This window comes from Bradyrhizobium sp. LjRoot220 (assembly GCF_964252915.1).
In the GTDB taxonomy this organism is placed as follows: Bacteria; Pseudomonadota; Alphaproteobacteria; order Rhizobiales; family Xanthobacteraceae; genus Bradyrhizobium.
Window position 1 is genome coordinate 1 of sequence record NZ_CAXUPS020000017.1, and the last position, 15,741, is coordinate 15,741.

A 15,741-nucleotide genomic window follows, 5' to 3' on the forward strand; every position below is an offset into this window, starting at 1 on the left:
TGCGCAGGGAAGGCCGGGTGTTCTCCGCTGCCCTGTATGCTCGTGTGCAACTTTCTATCTACAAACCGCACACGGGACCGCGGGTGCAGCGCGCACCCGGTCTTCCCTGCGCCCTCTTGTTGAGAGGGCAAGGAATTTCTGGCAAGCTCGGGCGCATCGCGTCGCGAGAATGCGAAGATGTGTTTTCCGTCATCCTGAGGTGCGAGCCTTGTGGTGCACTTGCACCGCTGGGCGAGCCTCGAAGGATGAATCGGCCACAGACGGGCCGTCGTCCTTCGAGGCGCGCAAGCCAGCGGCGCAATTGCGCCGCCGAGCGCACCTCCCGAGCGAACGCAAGTGCATTCGTCCGGGGATGACGGTTTGAGATCAGGGTAGCGCCACATCCGTGATTGAACCGAGAAGCCGCGGCGTACTGGATCCCCGCCGGAGCCTGTCATCGGGCGGCCATTCGGCCGACCCGTTGGCGGGGATGACACCGTCAATTGGAGCTACACCGCCCCACCCGCACCTCGCATACGCATCATGCAATCGCACGCCTGTGTATTGCACTTTACACGTAGTACATCCCGCATACGGCGGCAGCGCGCCTCGGAGAAGTTTGGATGGATGCCGTCACCGCGAAGTCGCCTGCCCCGCCCGGCATCGACGGCCTGCCGCCGGAACTCAGGCGCTGGGCGGTCGCGGCGATTTTCACCGCGCTGGCGCTGGCCTCGCTGGATACCGCGATTGCCAACATCGCGCTGCCCGCCATCGCCGCCGACCTCCATGTCAGCCCGGCCGATGTGGTCTGGGTCGTCAATGTCTATCAGATCGCACTGGTCGCGACGCTGCTGCCGCTCGGCTCGCTCGGCGAAATCGTCGGCCATCAGCGCATCTATATCGGCGGCCTGTTGCTGTTCACGGTCGCCTCGGTCGGTTGCGCCCTCGCGTGGTCGCTGCCCAGTCTGGTCGCTGCCCGGGCGCTGCAAGGATTGGGCGCCAGCGGCATCATGGCCGTCAATGCGGCGCTGGTCCGCTATGTCTATCCGACCCATATGCTCGGCCGCGGTTTTGGTCATAACGCGCTGGTGGTCGGCACCGCCTTCACGCTTGGGCCGACCATCGCCTCCGGCATCCTGGCGCTGGGCCCCTGGCCGTGGCTGTTCGCGATCAATATCCCGTTCGGCCTGATCGCAGTGTGGATCGGCTTGAAGACGTTGCCGCGTACGCCGCGCGCGACCCACCCGTTTGATTTTGCGAGTGCGGCACTGACCACAGGCTGCCTCGGCCTCTTCATCATCGGGATCGGCAGCGCGGCACACAACGCGCCGCCGGCGCTGGTCGCAGCTGAACTGGTCGGTGCCATCATCCTCGGCTGGATCATGATGCGGCGGCAGGCGGATCATCCGGCACCGATGCTGCCGATCGATTTGTTCCGGCGGCCGATGTTTGCGCTGTCGGCGGCGACGTCGGTATGCACCTTCGCGGTCCAGGGCATCGCCTTCGTTTCGCTGCCGTTCTATTTCGAGGACGTGTTGATGCGCACCCAGGTCGAGACCGGGTTCTTCATGACGCCATGGCCGCTGGTGGTCGCGATCATGGCGCCGATCGGCGGCCGGCTGTCCGACCGCTATCCGGTCGGCATCCTCGGCGGCATCGGCCTCGCCTTGCTGTGCGCCGGAATGGTGCTGCTGGCGACGCTGCCGGCAGAACCCGGTGTCGCCAACATCGTCTGGCGCATGATGGTGTGCGGGATCGGTTTCGGCTTCTTTCAAACCCCAAATTTGCGCGCGCTGATGTCGAGCGCGCCGTCGCACCGCAGCGGCAGCGCCAGCAGCATCGTCGCCACCGCACGGCTGACCGGGCAAACGCTGGGCGCGGCGTTCGCGGCATTCTGCTTTGCGCTCGGCGGCCATGATGGCGCGACGCTTGCGTTGGCGCTCGGCGCCGGATTTGCCGCGCTCGGATGCGTCATGAGTTTCCTGCGCCTGGCGGTGGCGGCATCGCGAGATTGATTGGAGGGATTGTGCGACTTCTCTTCTCAGCCTGCTGACCGGTGCATTTCTGCTGTTGCACCTGCCGTGACAGCAAAACGGCGTCACAACGGTCTGATACATTGATACAGTCTGATACACTTCCGCGCCGCAAAACGCATTTTCTTGATTTGAATTATTCCAGATTGCGGTCCAGTGTCCCGCCGGGCTCGATTGATGAATTGAGCTAACAGGGGAATCGCGATGGCAAACCTCACTATCAATGGCAAATCAATCAATGTGGATGTCGAGGACGACACCCCGCTGCTCTGGGCGATCCGGGAGAATGTCGGACTGACCGGCACCAAGTATGGCTGCGGCATTGCACAATGCGGCGCCTGCACGATTCATATCGACGGCGTCGCCATGCGCTCCTGCGGCATCTCGGTCAGTGAGGCCGTCGGCAAGCAGATCACCACGATCGAAGGTCTGGCCGCGGCAAATGGCGCGCTGCACAAGGTGCAGCAGGCCTGGATCAAGAACGACGTGCCGCAATGCGGCTATTGCCAGGCCGGCATGATCATGGCGGTGGCGGCGCTGCTCAAGGAAAAGCCGAAGCCGACCGACAAGGACATCGACGAGACCATCACGAATATCTGCCGTTGCGGCACCTTCCAACAGGTGCGCGAGGCAATCCACGCCGCCGCGAACGCTTGAGGGGGATGTCATGAACAAGCACATCACACCCACGCTCAACCGCCGCGCCTTCGTCATTGGCACCGCCGCCGTCGCCGGCGCCGGGCTTTCGATCGGCCTCGATATTCCCTTTGGCGGGCCGACGGTGGTTCGCGCTGCCGACGGATCGCCCGAGGTCAACGTCTGGGTGGTGATCCGCCCCGACGACACCGTCGTGATCCGCATCGCCCGCTCCGAGATGGGACAGGGCACGCTCACCGGACTTGCCCAGCTCGTCGCCGAAGAACTCGAATGCGACTGGTCGAAGGTGACCACCGAATATCCGACACCGGGTCAAAGTGTCGCACGCAAGCGGGCCTGGGGCGATTTCTCGACCGGCGGCAGCCGCGGCATCCGCACCTCGCAGGATTATGTCCGCAAGGGCGGCGCCACCGCGCGCATGATGCTGGTCCAGGCCGCGGCCAATGAGTGGAAGGTGCCGGCCTCGGAATGCACGGCCGCCAACAGCATCATCACGCACACGCCGTCCGGCAAGAAGACGACCTACGGCAAGGTGGTGGAAGCCGCGGCCAGGCTGTCGCCTCCCGCCGATGCCGACGTCAAGCTGAAGGATCCGAAGGACTGGAAAATCGCCGGCAAGAGCGTGTTGCGGCTCGATACCGAGGACAAGACCACCGGCAAGATGATCTACGGCGCCGACATCAAGATGCCGGGAATGCTGAATGCCTCCCTCAAGGAGTGCCCGGTCTTCGGCGGCAAGCTGAAGAGCTATGACGAAGCCAAGGTCATGGGCATGAAGGGCGTCAAGAAGGTGGTGCGGGTCAACGACTCTACCGTCGCCGTCGTCGCCGACACTTGGTGGCACGCCAAGACCGCGCTCGAGGCGCTGCCGATCGTCTGGGATGAAGGCGAGAACGCCAAGGTGTCGAGCGAATCGATCGCCAAATGGCTGGCCGAGGGCCTCGACAATTCGCAGCCGGCTTTTGTCGGCAACCACAACGGCGATGCCAAAGCCGCGATCGCCGGCGCCGCCAAGAAGATCGAGGCGGTGTACAACTATCCCTACCAGAACCACGCCGCGATGGAGCCGCTCAACGCCACCGCGCTTTACACGCCGGACAAGTGCGAGGTCTGGACCGGAACGCAGAATGGCGAGGCCGCGTTCGCCGCGGTGATGGAAACCTCCGGCCTGCCCGCCGACAAGTGCGAGGTTCACAAGCTGATCCTCGGCGGCGGCTTCGGCCGGCGCGGCATGACCGATTATGTCCGGCAGGCCGTGTCCATCGCCAAGCAGATGCCGGGCACGCCAGTCAAACTGTTGTGGTCACGCGAAGACGACATGCAGCACGGCACCTATCATCCGGTCACGCAGTGCAAGCTGACCGGCGCCTTCGACAAGGACAACAACCTGACGGCGCTGCACGTCCGGATCTCCGGCCAATCCATCCTGTACACCGTGCGCCCGGCCGCACTGGTCAACGGCATGGACCCGGTGGCCTTCCAGGGCCTCAACCCCACCGGCGACTGGGCGATCGGATATAGTTTTCCGAACCTGCTGGTCGAACATTCGATGCGCAACCCACACGTCCCGCCGGGCTTCTGGCGCGGCGTCAACGTCAATCAGAATGCGATCTATCTCGAATGCTTCATGGACGAACTGGCGCATTCGGTCGGCCAGGATCCGGTCGCGTTCCGGCGCAAGCTGATGGCGAAGCATCCCAAGCATCTCGCGGTGCTCAATGCGGTGGCCGAAAAAATCGGCTGGGACAAGCCGGCGCCAAAGGGCGTGTACCGCGGCATTTGCCAGCACATGGGCTACGGCAGCTACGTCGCCGGAGCTGCCGAAATCTCGGTGACCGACGGCAACAAGATCAAGGTGCACCGGATCGTCGCCTCCACCGATCCCGGTTACGTCGTCAATCCGGCGCAGGTCGAGCGCCAGATCGCGGGCTCGTTCGTCTATGGCCTCTCCGCGCTGTTCTACGGCAATTGCACCGTCAAGGACGGCCGCATCGAGCAGTCCAACTTCGACACCTACAATTCGATGCGGATTGCGGAGATGCCGAAGGTGGAATCGGTCATCGTGCCGAGCGGCGGCTTCTGGGGCGGCGTCGGCGAGCCGACGATCTGCGTCGCGGCGCCCGCCGTGCTCAATGCGTATTTCGCGGCAACGGGAAAACGCATCCGCTCGGTACCGCTGAAGGATCAGGACATCAGCTTCGCCTGACAAACGTGGGGCGGCGGCCTTCATTGGCCGCCGCCCACCACCTTCCGGATATCAGCTGATGAAAGCGTTTTGCGTTGCCATCGGAATTGCAGCGGTCGTGGTGTGGAGTTCGCCGCTGCTGGCGGCTTCCGTCCCTCCGCCGGGCGCTGCGGCCTGCTCCGGCTGCCACGGCGCAGGCGCCCTGCCGGTTTCGCGGCTGTACGGCCGTGACGCCGGCGAGATCATGACCGCGATGACGGCTTTCCGCGACGGTTCGCTTCCCGGCACCGTGATGAACCGCATCGCCAAAGGCTTCTCCGACGACGAGTTGCGCGCGATTGCGGCGTGGCTCGCGGCACAGAAGTAAGGAGGCCGCCATGGGCATCAACCATCGCATCAGCCGCCGGGAATTCGTTGGCGCGGGTGCCGCCGCCGTGACGGCGCTGGCGTTGCCGAGGCCGGCATTCGCGCAAGCCGCCGCGCGCATCGTCGTGATCGGCGGTGGCTTCGGCGGCGCGAGCTGCGCCCGCGCGCTGAAACAGATCGATCCTAAACTGCAGGTCACGCTGGTGGAGCCGAACCGGACGTTCATCGCCTGCCCGTTCAGCAACAATGTGATCGCCGGATTGCGGTCGATCGAGCAGCAACAATTCGGCTATGACAAGATCGCCGCCGGCGGCATCACCGTGGTGGCGCAGGCGGCAACGGCAATCGATGCCAAGGCGCGCATCGTCGGGCTCGCCGACGGCACCTCGCTCGGCTACGACCGGCTGGTGTTGTCTCCCGGCGTCGATCTGCGTTTCGACGCGCTGCCGGGCTACGACGAAGCCGCGGCCTCGAAGATGCCGCACGCCTGGAAAGCGGGCGAACAGACTCTGTTGCTGCGCAAGCAACTCGAAGCCATGGACGATGGCGGCCTGGTGGTGATCGCAGCGCCCGCCAACCCGTTCCGCTGCCCGCCCGGACCTTACGAACGCGCCTGTCTGATCGCGCACTATCTGAAAACCAAAAAGCCGCGCTCGAAGCTGATCATCCTCGACGCCAAGGACACCTTCTCCAAACAGCGGCTGTTCCAGAACGCCTGGAAGGAGCTTTATCCCGGGATGATCGAATGGGTCTCGCTGTCGCAGGGCGGCAAGGTGAATTCCGTCGACCCGGCGACCAACACGCTGATTACCGATTTCGGCAACCACACCGCACAGGTGGCCAACGTCATTCCGCCGCAGCGCGCCGGCCGCATCGCGACGATCGCAGGCGCCACTGACAATACCGGCTGGTGCGCGATCGATCCTGTCACCTTTGAATCCAAGTCGGCGCCGAACATCCACGTCATCGGCGATGCCTGTCTGGCCGGCTCGATGCCGAAATCCGCGTTCTCTGCGAACTCCCAGGCCAAGGCGTGCGCCAGCGCGGTGGCCACGCTGATCGCGGGCCGGACACCTGAAGCGCCGAAGTTGATCAACACCTGCTACAGCCTGGCGGCCCCCGGCTACGGCTTCTCGGTTGCCGGCGTCTACCAGCCCAAGAATGGACTGTTCGCCGACGTCGAAGGCGCCGGCGGCGTCAGCCCCGCGGATGTGCCGCGCGACTTCCGCGCGCGCGAGGCCGAGTACGCGCAATCCTGGTTCGCGACGACAACGGCGGAAGTCTTTGGCTAGGCGCGCGCTTCGCATGACCGGTCCGATCCTTGCGGGCGCACTGCTTGCCTTGCCCGGCGTCGCTGCCGCGCAAGAACTGCGCCGCTATGCCGTGACCGGCGATGCCATACCGATGTCGCTGACCGGCGCGCCCGGCGATCCCGCGCGCGGGCGGACGACCCTCCTCAACCGGCAAAGCACCTGCATCCTCTGCCACAACGGACCGTTTCCGGAAGAGAAGTTTCAGGGTGATCTGGCCCCCAACCTCGTCGGCTCCGGCAGCCGCTGGTCGGAGGGGCAGTTGCGGCTGCGGCTGGTGGATGCAAGCCGCCTCAACGAGGCGACGATCATGCCGTCCTATTATCGCGTCGACGGGCTCACGCGGGTCGGCCCGGCATGGCGCGACAAGCCGATCCTGTCGGCGGAACAGATCGAGGATATCGTGGCTTATCTGGTGACGCTGCGCGAATAGGAAATGACGATGCAACACAAGAACTCCACACGCCGCCAGTTCCTCGGCCTCGCCGGCGGCGCGGCCGTGCTCGGCGCCGTTCCGATCGTGACGATCAGCCCAGCTGAGGCGACGCCCGCAGAACTTGCATCCGCGATCCGAAGTGTCACCAATGGCGCGCAAGTGCATACCGGCAAGGTCAAGCTCGACGTGCCGCCGCTGGTCGAGAACGGCAACACCGTGCCGCTGACCGTCAACGTTGCGAGCCCGATGGCGCCGGAGGATCACGTCCGCAGCATCCATATCTTCAACGAGAAGAACCCGCAGCCCAACATCGGCAACTTCCATCTCGGCCCGCATTCCGGCCGGGCGCAGGTCTCCACCCGGATTCGCCTCGCCGACAGCCAGAAGATCGTTGCCATCGCGCGGTTGTCCGATGGCTCGTTCTGGTCGGCCAGCGTCGATGTCGTGGTGACGCTGGCGGCCTGCACCGATGAGGTGATCTGATGCCCTCCGCCCTGATCAACGTTCCCGCCAAGGCCAAACGCGGCGATATCATCGAGATCAAGTCGCTGATGTCGCACATCATGGAAACCGGCTATCGGCATACCGCCAGCGGCGAGGTGGTGCCGCGCAACATCATCACGAGCTTCGCCTGCCGCTATAACGGCACCGAGATCTTTCGCGCCGATCTGTTTCCCGCGATCGCCGCCAACCCGTTCATCACCTTCTTCACCACGGCGACCGCGAGCGGCAAATTCGAATTCGAATGGGTCGGCGACAACGGTTTCTCCGAAACCGCGTCGACCTCGATAACAGTCGAATGAAGTTTGCCGGCATCATTGTTCTGTCTGCCCTGCTCGCGATGGATGCCGCCGGTGCTGAAATTCCGCAAGCAGAGCGCCGCTCCGGCACCAGCTTCATGGCCGCGGACACCAGGGCGATGCAGGACGACGACACGACCAATCCCGGCATGCTGTGGGTACTCGACGGCGAGAAATTGTGGGCGCGCAAGCTGGGCGCTGCGAACAAGGCGTGCGCCGATTGTCACAACGACGCGCGCGTCAGCATGAAAGGCGTCGCGGCGCATTATCCCGCCTTCGACAAGGCGCTCGGGCGGCCCGTCGATCTGGAACAGCGCATCAATTTGTGCCGCGCCAATCATCAGCAGGCGACGCCGCTAGCCTATGAGAGCCGCGAATTGCTGGCGCTGACCGCCTTTGTCGCGCAGCAGTCGCGCGGCGCCGCGATCGAGGCCGGCAGCGATCCGCAGCTTGCGCCGTTCGTCGCCAAGGGCCGTGATCTATTCATGCAGCGGCAGGGCCAGCTCAATCTCGGCTGCACCCAATGCCACGATGAGAATTGGGACAAGCGGCTGGCGGGATCGGCGATCACGCAAGGACACCCGACGGGTTACCCGCTGTATCGGCTGGAGTGGCAATCGCTGGGATCGCTGCAGCGCCGGCTGCGCGCCTGCATGTCCGGCATCCGCGCGCAGGCCTACGACTACGGCGCGCCGGAACTGGTCGAGCTGGAGCTTTATCTGATGTCGCGCGCCAACGGCATGCCGCTGGAAGCGCCAGCGGTACGGCCTTAACGCTCCGCGAATGCCTTCTCGACCACGAACTGCGCCGGCTCACCGTGATTGCCTTCGACAAAACCCTTGCCACCGAGCAGCGTGCGGGTGTCGGCGACCAGCGCGGGACTGCCGCAGATCATGACGCGATCATGCGCGGGCTCGAGCGAGGCCAGGCCGATATCAGCGAACAGCTTGCCGGAATTGATCAGGTCGGTGATGCGGCCGCGGTTGTGGAAGGGATCGCGGGTCACGGTCGGATAATAGATCAGCTGGTTGCGCACGAGTTCGCCGATCAACTCGTCGTTCGGCAGCTCCTTGGTGATCATCTCGCCATAGGCCAGTTCCGCGACGCGGCGGCAGCCGTGCAGCAGCACCACCTTCTCGAACCGCTCATAGGTCTCGGGATCCTTGATCACGCTGAGAAACGGCGCGAGCCCGGTGCCGGTGCCGATCAGATATAGGTTGCGGCCGTCCTGCAGATTGTCGATGACCAGCGTGCCGGTGGCCTTGCGGCTGACGATGATCTCGTCGCCCTGCTTGAGGTGCTGGAGGCGCGAGGTCAAAGGTCCGTCCGGCACCTTGATCGAGAAAAATTCGAGCCGGTCTTCATAATTGGCGCTGGCGACGCTGTAGGCGCGCAGCAGCGGCTTCTCGCCGACCTTCAGCCCGATCATGGTGAACTCGCCGTTGCGGAAACGGAACGAGGGATCGCGCGTGGTGGTAAAGCTGAACAGCGTGTCGGTCCAGTGATGGACGCTGAGAACGCTTTCCTGATTGAAATTGCTCATCTTATCGCCTTTTCCGAGGCTGATTGCGAAGCTGAAATCATTCGTATACGATCATTCGTGTACGAATGAATAATCCTTCTTGATCCCGCCGTCAAGCCGCGGGCAAGATGGCCGGCAGCGCCCCGAAGGCATTGAACAACAAGGATAAATCCCATGGCCCACGACGCCCCCCTGGCAACCGGCCCGAGCAAGCTGGTGATCCGCAACATCGGGCTGCTGCTGTCAGGGGCGCTGGAAAAACCGATCCTGGACGCCGACACCATCGTGGCCGAGAACGGCAAGATCACTGCGATCGGCCGCCTCAAGGACCTCGACACCGAGGGCGCCACGACGGTCGTCAACGCCAACGGCACCACCGTCGCTCCCGGCCTGATCGACAGCCACGTCCATCCCGTCGCCGGCGACTGGACGCCGCGGCAGAACCAGATCGGCTGGATCGACAGCTATCTCCATGGCGGCGTCACCACGATGATTTCAGCCGGCGAAGTCCATATGCCCGGCCGGCCCCGCGACGTCGTCGGCGTCAAGGCGATGGCGATCTTCGCGCAGCGCGCGTTCTGGAATCTGCGGCCCGGCGGTGTGAAGATCCATGCCGGCGCGCCCGTGATCGAAAGCGAAATGGTCGAGGACGATTTCAAGGAATTGGCCGCAGCGGGTGTAAAACTGCTCGGCGAAGTCGGGCTCGGCGGCGTCAAGGACGGCCCGACCGCGCGCAAGATGGTGGGCTGGGCGCGCAAATACGGCATCCAGAGCACGATCCACACCGGCGGCCCCTCGATCCCCGGCTCCGGCCTGATCGACAAGGACGTGGTGCTGGAAGCCGACACCGACGTAATCGGCCACATCAATGGCGGCCACACGGCGCTGCCCGACGACCAGATCCGCTGCATCTGCGAGGGCTGCAAGCGAGGCCTCGAGCTGGTGCACAACGGCAACGAACGCTCGGCGCTGTTCACCTTGCGCACCGCGCGCGAGATGGGCGACCTGCATCGCGTCATCCTCGGCACCGACGCGCCGGCCGGCTCCGGCGTGCAGCCGCTCGGCATCTTGCGCATGGTGTCGCTATTGTCCTCGCTCGGCGAATTGCCGGCGGAAATCGCCTTCTGCTTCGCCACCGGCAACACCGCCCGGATGCGCGCACTCGACTGCGGCCTGATCGAGGTCGGCCGCTCTGCCGATTTTGTCCTCATGGACATGGCGCAGCACTCGCCGGGCAACAACCTGCTGCACAGCGTGCAGCTCGGCGACCTGCCCGGCATCGGCATGACCATCATCGACGGCATCGTCCGCACCCAGCGCAGCCGCAACACGCCGCCGGCGACACGGCTGCCGGAGATCGTCGGGCATTGAGTGGCACAGGCGCACAGCAACACGGACATCGAATGGCAGGTAAGGCGGAGGTCGCGATTCCCGCACTACCTTGGAGACTGGAAAGCCGAACGGCCGTCCCGCCATCTGTCGCGAAACTCTCGCGGGGTGCACCCGGAGATCCGGCGGAAGGCACGCGTAAAGTGGGCAGGATCGGTGTAGCCCGATGAGAAAGCTACATCGATGATCTTGTTCTCATCGACGGTTAGGAGTTTTATCGCATTGTTGAAGCGGATCTGCTCCAGCAAGCCCGAGTATGTAAGCCCTGCTACCGAGAGTTTTCTCTGTAGGCTTCTGACACTCAGCCCGACCATCTCAGCCGCCTGAATTATTGTAGGGCCTCCTTCGTCAAGGTAGGCAGGCAGACTCAACCTGAGAACGCTGACGACGTCTTTGCCGAGCGGCTGCAGTTCGTTGCCCGGCGGCGTTGTCTGGATGGCACTCGCGAGGTTGGGAAGGCTCAAGAGCTGCAGCGGCACATCGATCCACGAGGCCTTTTGGCCTGACATGAATCTGGTATTCGGCCAATGCGACTGGACTTCGATGGTCGGTGTATAGCGTGCTTCAAATGCGACTACTGCCGGGGTCCAGTGCGCTCCAGCGAACTGGCGAACAATGTGCATGACGAAGACGTTTTGAAGCCACTGAGACATCTCGAGATGCGCGATGCCCTCCGTTCCAAGGAGCCGGCTGCAAATCTTCAGGCTCTCGTTGCAGCTCTCCAGCCAGACAGACACATTCGTATCTTCAACCGGCGCCCATTTGCATAGCTGCTGAAGAGCAACCAACAGGGTTGGAGCATGGCGGATTCTAACCCGCAGCGCTTCGCTCAGGTGGTCGAAACAAAGACGCTGAGATGCTCTGAAAGCAATCTCGGATAATCCCTGTTTTTGCTGGGCGGCTGCCGCGAAGCGAACGACCCGCAGCAGCGGCACGTAATGATTGGCTTTTTCTTCCAAGCACGTCGGAAGCTTGAATTTGGCTAGAAGCGCGGCGGTCGGTCCACCAATCTCGGAGTGAATCTCGGCGAAAGGCATGAGAAATTGACAACGAGTCAGCGGAATGACGCTCATACAATCTTGACCCAAAGGTTTGCAATCAATGGTCGCAGGATAGCAGGCCGCCCGTTCTCTCGCCTCGCTTTCTTGCGTACAACTGAGCGTTGCAGGCGAAGTTGCCGGTCAATCCCGCTCGACGGCAATCTGGCATTGAATGGCCAGATCAGCCTCCAAAACTCCCATAGCGTTGCAGAATCGGCGTTTCCTCGAGGGAGCACAGGCTTTGCGCCTCACCAACCGATGAGAGTTGTCCGTTTGCCTTCACCCCACGCGGTCCGGTCCGCGATTGTCGCGTCGCTGCGTCACGGTGACGCAACTCTCGATAGTACGGCACGCGCGCTGCGGATTAGCGGGCGCACATTGCAGCGTCATCTCGGTCGCATGGGGACAAGTCACAGCGAGATGCTGGCCGGCATTCGGTTGGACATCGCTTGCCGTTTGCTCATGGATTCAACCCAACGCCTGTCGGATATCTCCAAATTCCTGGGTTATGCCAACGCAAGCAGCTTCAGCCGCACTTTCATGCGTTTGAAGAAAATTCAACCACTTGTTTACAGACGGCAGCAACTTGCCGGTAAGCACGGGCGGGTGCGCCAACACAACAGACCTCATGGGATCGATCGTTGAACTATTCCGAACGACTGGCGCCAAATGGCAAGACACGCGATGTGGATTGGCGCGAAATGCTTAAATCAGCCGGCTGTCAACGAAGACCGCGATCACGTTGCACCGCGAAACGGCAATAGAAGAAAAGGCGGGCCATCATAGGCAGAAACCGTTTCGGCGAACCAACGAGCGCCTATCCCTAAAAAACAGAATTAAGCCAAATTGCGCGCGCGATCTGAGTGTCTGGCAACCCCGTGGTGCAGGGCTGCCGACGCCTGGGGACCGAGCGCGGAGGCTGCAGTCTAAACGTACAACGCAGGGATTCCCTGACATCAATCGAATTACCAAGGAGTACGGCAAATGTTGACGAAGCGCGAGTTACTTCGCTCCACCGCGGCGATCGCCGCCGGCGCCGCGATTGCCAGGCCAAGCCTCCTGATGGCGCAGAGTTACCCCGGCATCATCGAGGCCAAGGCCATCGCCGAGGAAGGCTTCATCTACGGCCTGCCCATCGTGATGAACTACGCTGTCATGTACGAGTTCTCCGTGGACACCAGGAACAGCCAGTTCAAGGCGCCGTTCAATCAGATCAAGAACCTGGCGCATGTCGCGACATACAAGGACACCGCCGTCGTGACGCCCAACAGCGACACGCCATATTCCACGCTATGGTTCGATCTGCGCGCCGAGCCGCTCGTTGTTTCGGTGCCGGCCGTGGAGAAGACTCGCTATTACACGGTGCAGCTGATCGACGGCAACACGTTCAATTTTGGCTATATCGGCAGCCGCGCGACCGGGAGCGACGCCGGAGACTACATGGTCGTCGGGCCGAACTGGCAGGGAGCCACTCCGCCTGGAATCAAGAAGGTTTTCCAGTCCTCGACGCAGTTTGCGTTCGCTGCCATTCGCACCCAGCTGTTCAACCCGGCAGACATGCCGAATGTCGAGAAGGTTCAGGCCGGCTACAAGGCGCAGCCGCTGTCGACCTATCTCAAGCAGCCCGCGCCACCAGCGGCGCCCGCGATCGAGTTTCCCAAAGCCGACGCGGAACTCGTGAAGAAGAATTTCTTCGAATATCTCGACTTCGCGCTGCAATTCGCGCCGGCGGGGCCGGAGGAGCGCACTATTCGCGAGAAGCTCGCGCGCATCGGTGTCGGCGCGGGCAAGACCTTCGCCTTCAAGGATCTTCCGCTCACCCATAAACTTGAAATCGGCCTCGGCATGAAGGACGGCGAGGAGAAGGTCGAGAAGTATCTCGCGAGCGGCAGCAAGAACATCAACGGTTGGAAAGTCGGGTCGCTGTTCGGCGACCGGCTGTTCTATAGCGGCGACTGGCTGAAGCGGGCTGCGGCGGCCAAGGGCGGCATTTATGGCAACGACGCCGTCGAAGCCGTCTACCCGTTCACCAGAACGCTCGCCAACGGCGAGGTGCTCGATTGCTCCAAGCACAAATACTCGATCACGTTTGCCGCCGGACAGTATCCCCCGGTGGAAGCCTTCTGGTCGGTGACGATGTATGACGGCAAGACGCAATTGCTGATCGAAAATCCGATCAACCGCTACTTGATCAACTCGCCGATGCTGCCGAACATGAAGAAGAATGCAGACGGCTCGCTCACACTGCATCTCCAGAAAGATTCACCCGGCGCCGACAAAGAGTCCAACTGGTTGCCGGCGCCAAATGGCGAAATCTACCTGGTCATGCGGCTCTACTGGCCAAAGACCGAAGCACCGTCGATTCTGCCACCAGGCTCAGGCACCTGGCAGCCGCCCGCTATCAAGGTAGCGTAATAACTCATTCCGACCCTGAATTATCCCGGCCATGCCGATGCATTGGCGTCGGATGCTGATGAGGAGAAAGCAATGATAAGCACGACGAGACTGCTTTGCGCCGCCGTCGCGGTGGTACTGACAGGCTTGGGCGCCGCTTCCGCACAGACCTACAAGATGACGACGCCTTTCTCGTCAGGCGTCGCCGTGCCGGACCGGATCGACTCCTCGATCGGGACGCTGAATCTCAATTACGGCTACCCGTCCGCCGATACCGTTGACAAAATCTACGACAACCTGGACCGTTCGCGCGCGCTACAGGCTTATCTGCTGGCGATTCCGATCGTAAATCAGGCCGGCATGCGCGAGTCGATACGCAAGTTCGGGCTTGATAACCAGACCGACGTGATCTGGGAAAATCTGGTCGATCCGAGAAGCGTAGAGCTAACTGCCAACGACAACACGATCTATAACTACGTTTGGGTCGACACCAGCAAGGGACCGTTGGTGGCCGAGATTCCGCCCAAGGTGCTGGGGATGATCGACGACTTCTGGTACAAGTGGGTGGCCGACATCGGCATCACCGGGGCCGACAAGGGCGAAGGCGGCAAATACCTTCTGTTGCCGCCTGGATTCAAGGGCGACATACCGCCGGGTTATCACGTCGTGCGGCCGAGCACCTTTGGCAGCTACCTCGCATTTCGCGCCTTCCTTGTAGACGGTTCCACCAAACCCGGGGTCGATTCGGTCAAGAAGAACCTGCGGATTTATCCCCTGGCCGAGACCGCCAACCCGCCGCCGATGAAATTCGTCAATGCCTCCGGAACTCCGTCGAACTTCGTCGCACCGGGTGACTACTCGTTCTGGAGCCTGTTGAACCAAGTTATCCAGGAAGAGCCGGCGGACGGTTCCGATCCCACCACCTTGGGCCTGTTCGCCTCGATCGGCATCGTCAAGGGCCAGCCCTTCAATCCCGATGAGCGGATGAAGAAGATCCTCACCGACGCCGCCAACATCGGCGCCGTGACGGCGCGGACGATCGCCTTCAAGGTTCGCGCGAAGGATGCGTATTTCTATCCGGACAGTACGTGGCGCCTGCCGTTTTTCGGCGGCTACAAGTTCGAGGTGGCGCCCGGTGTCAGCAATTTGGACGGTGCTGTCTTCTACTCTTACTTCGCCATCGGCGTCACGCCGGCGATGGAGGAGAAGATGGTGGGCCGGGGCTCGCAATATCCCTGGTCGGTTCAGGATTCGAAGGGCAATCCCTTTGATGGCGGCAAGGCTTACAAAATGCGGCTGCCGCCAAATATCCCGGTCAAGGATTTTTGGTCGGTCATTGTCTACGACAACCAGACCCGCTCGATGGTGCAAACCGACCAACAGGCCCCGAGCGTCAGTAGCCAGAATAAAGGCGTCAAGACCAATACGGATGGCTCGGTGGACGTCTACTTCGGGCCGAAGGCTCCTGCGGGAATGGAGAACAACTGGGTGCAGACGATTCCGGGCAAGGGCTGGTTCATGATCCTTCGCCTCTACGGTCCGCTGGAACCGTGGTTCAACAAGACCTGGCGGCCCGGCGAGATCGAGCTTGCGCAATAGGGGAAAACAGCGAATTGAGCGGATGGTCTTG

General features: G+C 62.5%; 15 protein-coding genes. 13 read left to right on the plus strand and 2 right to left on the minus strand.

Annotated elements, in window-relative coordinates; genetic code table 11:
• Positions 1–602 precede the first annotated feature (602 nt).
• The 9 genes from ACSQ84_RS35275 (at position 603) to soxA (ending at position 8,539) form a co-directional block, all read left to right on the plus strand.
• Positions 603–1,994 carry an MFS transporter gene (locus ACSQ84_RS35275; protein ID WP_436216370.1) on the plus strand — a complete coding sequence of 464 codons (1,392 nt, stop codon included), beginning with the start codon at positions 603–605 and terminating at the stop codon, positions 1,992–1,994.
• Positions 1,995–2,216: 222 nt separating this feature from the next.
• On the plus strand, positions 2,217–2,669 hold the full coding sequence (locus tag ACSQ84_RS35280; protein ID WP_436216371.1) for a (2Fe-2S)-binding protein: 453 nt from the start codon (positions 2,217–2,219) through the stop codon (positions 2,667–2,669).
• Between the two features lie 10 nt (positions 2,670–2,679).
• Entirely contained in the window at positions 2,680–4,875 is a 2,196-nt protein-coding gene (locus tag ACSQ84_RS35285) for a molybdopterin cofactor-binding domain-containing protein (protein WP_436216372.1), read from the plus strand.
• 58 nt (positions 4,876–4,933) lie between these two features.
• A complete protein-coding gene (locus tag ACSQ84_RS35290; RefSeq protein WP_436216373.1) occupies positions 4,934–5,221 on the plus strand; it encodes a c-type cytochrome in 288 nt (95 codons plus the stop codon).
• 16 nt (positions 5,222–5,237) lie between these two features.
• Complete coding sequence (locus ACSQ84_RS35295; RefSeq protein ID WP_436216450.1) at positions 5,238–6,512, plus strand: FCSD flavin-binding domain-containing protein; 1,275 nt, start codon at positions 5,238–5,240, stop codon at positions 6,510–6,512.
• A gap of 13 nt (positions 6,513–6,525) precedes the next feature.
• A complete protein-coding gene (gene soxX / locus ACSQ84_RS35300; protein WP_436216374.1) occupies positions 6,526–6,963 on the plus strand; it encodes a sulfur oxidation c-type cytochrome SoxX in 438 nt (145 codons plus the stop codon).
• 9 nt (positions 6,964–6,972) lie between these two features.
• Positions 6,973–7,449: a SoxY-related AACIE arm protein gene (locus ACSQ84_RS35305; protein WP_436216375.1), complete on the plus strand. Its 477-nt coding sequence runs from the start codon at positions 6,973–6,975 to the stop codon at positions 7,447–7,449.
• Positions 7,449–7,769, plus strand: coding sequence for a thiosulfate oxidation carrier complex protein SoxZ (soxZ, locus tag ACSQ84_RS35310; RefSeq protein WP_436216376.1), 321 nt, complete (start codon positions 7,449–7,451; stop codon positions 7,767–7,769). Before ACSQ84_RS35305 ends, soxZ begins: the two co-directional genes overlap by 1 nt.
• Positions 7,766–8,539, plus strand: coding sequence for a sulfur oxidation c-type cytochrome SoxA (gene soxA / locus ACSQ84_RS35315; RefSeq protein ID WP_436216377.1), 774 nt, complete (start codon positions 7,766–7,768; stop codon positions 8,537–8,539). The genes soxZ and soxA overlap by 4 nt, the downstream gene beginning before the upstream one ends.
• Here the strand turns inward: soxA and ACSQ84_RS35320 are convergent.
• Positions 8,536–9,309: a ferredoxin--NADP reductase gene (locus tag ACSQ84_RS35320; protein WP_436216378.1), complete on the minus strand. Its 774-nt coding sequence runs from the start codon at positions 9,307–9,309 to the stop codon at positions 8,536–8,538. The genes soxA and ACSQ84_RS35320 overlap by 4 nt on opposite strands.
• Positions 9,310–9,462: 153 nt before the next feature.
• Between ACSQ84_RS35320 and ACSQ84_RS35325 the strand changes: the two genes are divergently transcribed.
• Positions 9,463–10,659, plus strand: coding sequence for an amidohydrolase family protein (locus ACSQ84_RS35325; RefSeq protein ID WP_436216379.1), 1,197 nt, complete (start codon positions 9,463–9,465; stop codon positions 10,657–10,659).
• Between the two features lie 65 nt (positions 10,660–10,724).
• Here ACSQ84_RS35325 and ACSQ84_RS35330 read toward each other — a convergent pair whose 3' ends face one another.
• Positions 10,725–11,750, minus strand: coding sequence for a helix-turn-helix domain-containing protein (locus tag ACSQ84_RS35330; RefSeq protein ID WP_436216380.1), 1,026 nt, complete (start codon positions 11,748–11,750; stop codon positions 10,725–10,727).
• Between the two features lie 225 nt (positions 11,751–11,975).
• Here ACSQ84_RS35330 and ACSQ84_RS35335 point away from each other — a divergent pair, with 225 nt between their 5' ends.
• The 3 genes from ACSQ84_RS35335 (at position 11,976) to ACSQ84_RS35345 (ending at position 15,710) form a co-directional block, all read left to right on the plus strand.
• Positions 11,976–12,362, plus strand: a complete 387-nt coding sequence (locus ACSQ84_RS35335; protein WP_436216451.1) for a helix-turn-helix domain-containing protein — start codon at positions 11,976–11,978, stop codon at positions 12,360–12,362.
• Positions 12,363–12,701: 339 nt separating this feature from the next.
• On the plus strand, positions 12,702–14,132 hold the full coding sequence (locus ACSQ84_RS35340) for a DUF1254 domain-containing protein (protein ID WP_436216381.1): 1,431 nt from the start codon (positions 12,702–12,704) through the stop codon (positions 14,130–14,132).
• Positions 14,133–14,204: 72 nt separating this feature from the next.
• Positions 14,205–15,710 carry a DUF1254 domain-containing protein gene (locus ACSQ84_RS35345; protein ID WP_436216382.1) on the plus strand — a complete coding sequence of 502 codons (1,506 nt, stop codon included), beginning with the start codon at positions 14,205–14,207 and terminating at the stop codon, positions 15,708–15,710.
• Positions 15,711–15,741: the final 31 nt, after the last annotated feature.

Coding starts and splice junctions, on each gene's coding strand:
- ACSQ84_RS35275 (WP_436216370.1), top strand. CDS start 603: ATGGATGCCGTCACCGCGAAGTCGCCTGCCCCGCCCGGCATCGACGGC.
- ACSQ84_RS35280 (WP_436216371.1), top strand. CDS start 2,217: ATGGCAAACCTCACTATCAATGGCAAATCAATCAATGTGGATGTCGAG.
- ACSQ84_RS35285 (WP_436216372.1), top strand. CDS start 2,680: ATGAACAAGCACATCACACCCACGCTCAACCGCCGCGCCTTCGTCATT.
- ACSQ84_RS35290 (WP_436216373.1), top strand. CDS start 4,934: ATGAAAGCGTTTTGCGTTGCCATCGGAATTGCAGCGGTCGTGGTGTGG.
- soxX (WP_436216374.1), top strand. CDS start 6,526: ATGACCGGTCCGATCCTTGCGGGCGCACTGCTTGCCTTGCCCGGCGTC.
- ACSQ84_RS35305 (WP_436216375.1), top strand. CDS start 6,973: ATGCAACACAAGAACTCCACACGCCGCCAGTTCCTCGGCCTCGCCGGC.
- soxZ (WP_436216376.1), top strand. CDS start 7,449: ATGCCCTCCGCCCTGATCAACGTTCCCGCCAAGGCCAAACGCGGCGAT.
- soxA (WP_436216377.1), top strand. CDS start 7,766: ATGAAGTTTGCCGGCATCATTGTTCTGTCTGCCCTGCTCGCGATGGAT.
- ACSQ84_RS35320 (WP_436216378.1), bottom strand. CDS start 9,309: ATGAGCAATTTCAATCAGGAAAGCGTTCTCAGCGTCCATCACTGGACC.
- ACSQ84_RS35325 (WP_436216379.1), top strand. CDS start 9,463: ATGGCCCACGACGCCCCCCTGGCAACCGGCCCGAGCAAGCTGGTGATC.
- ACSQ84_RS35330 (WP_436216380.1), bottom strand. CDS start 11,750: ATGAGCGTCATTCCGCTGACTCGTTGTCAATTTCTCATGCCTTTCGCC.
- ACSQ84_RS35335 (WP_436216451.1), top strand. CDS start 11,976: ATGAGAGTTGTCCGTTTGCCTTCACCCCACGCGGTCCGGTCCGCGATT.
- ACSQ84_RS35340 (WP_436216381.1), top strand. CDS start 12,702: ATGTTGACGAAGCGCGAGTTACTTCGCTCCACCGCGGCGATCGCCGCC.
- ACSQ84_RS35345 (WP_436216382.1), top strand. CDS start 14,205: ATGATAAGCACGACGAGACTGCTTTGCGCCGCCGTCGCGGTGGTACTG.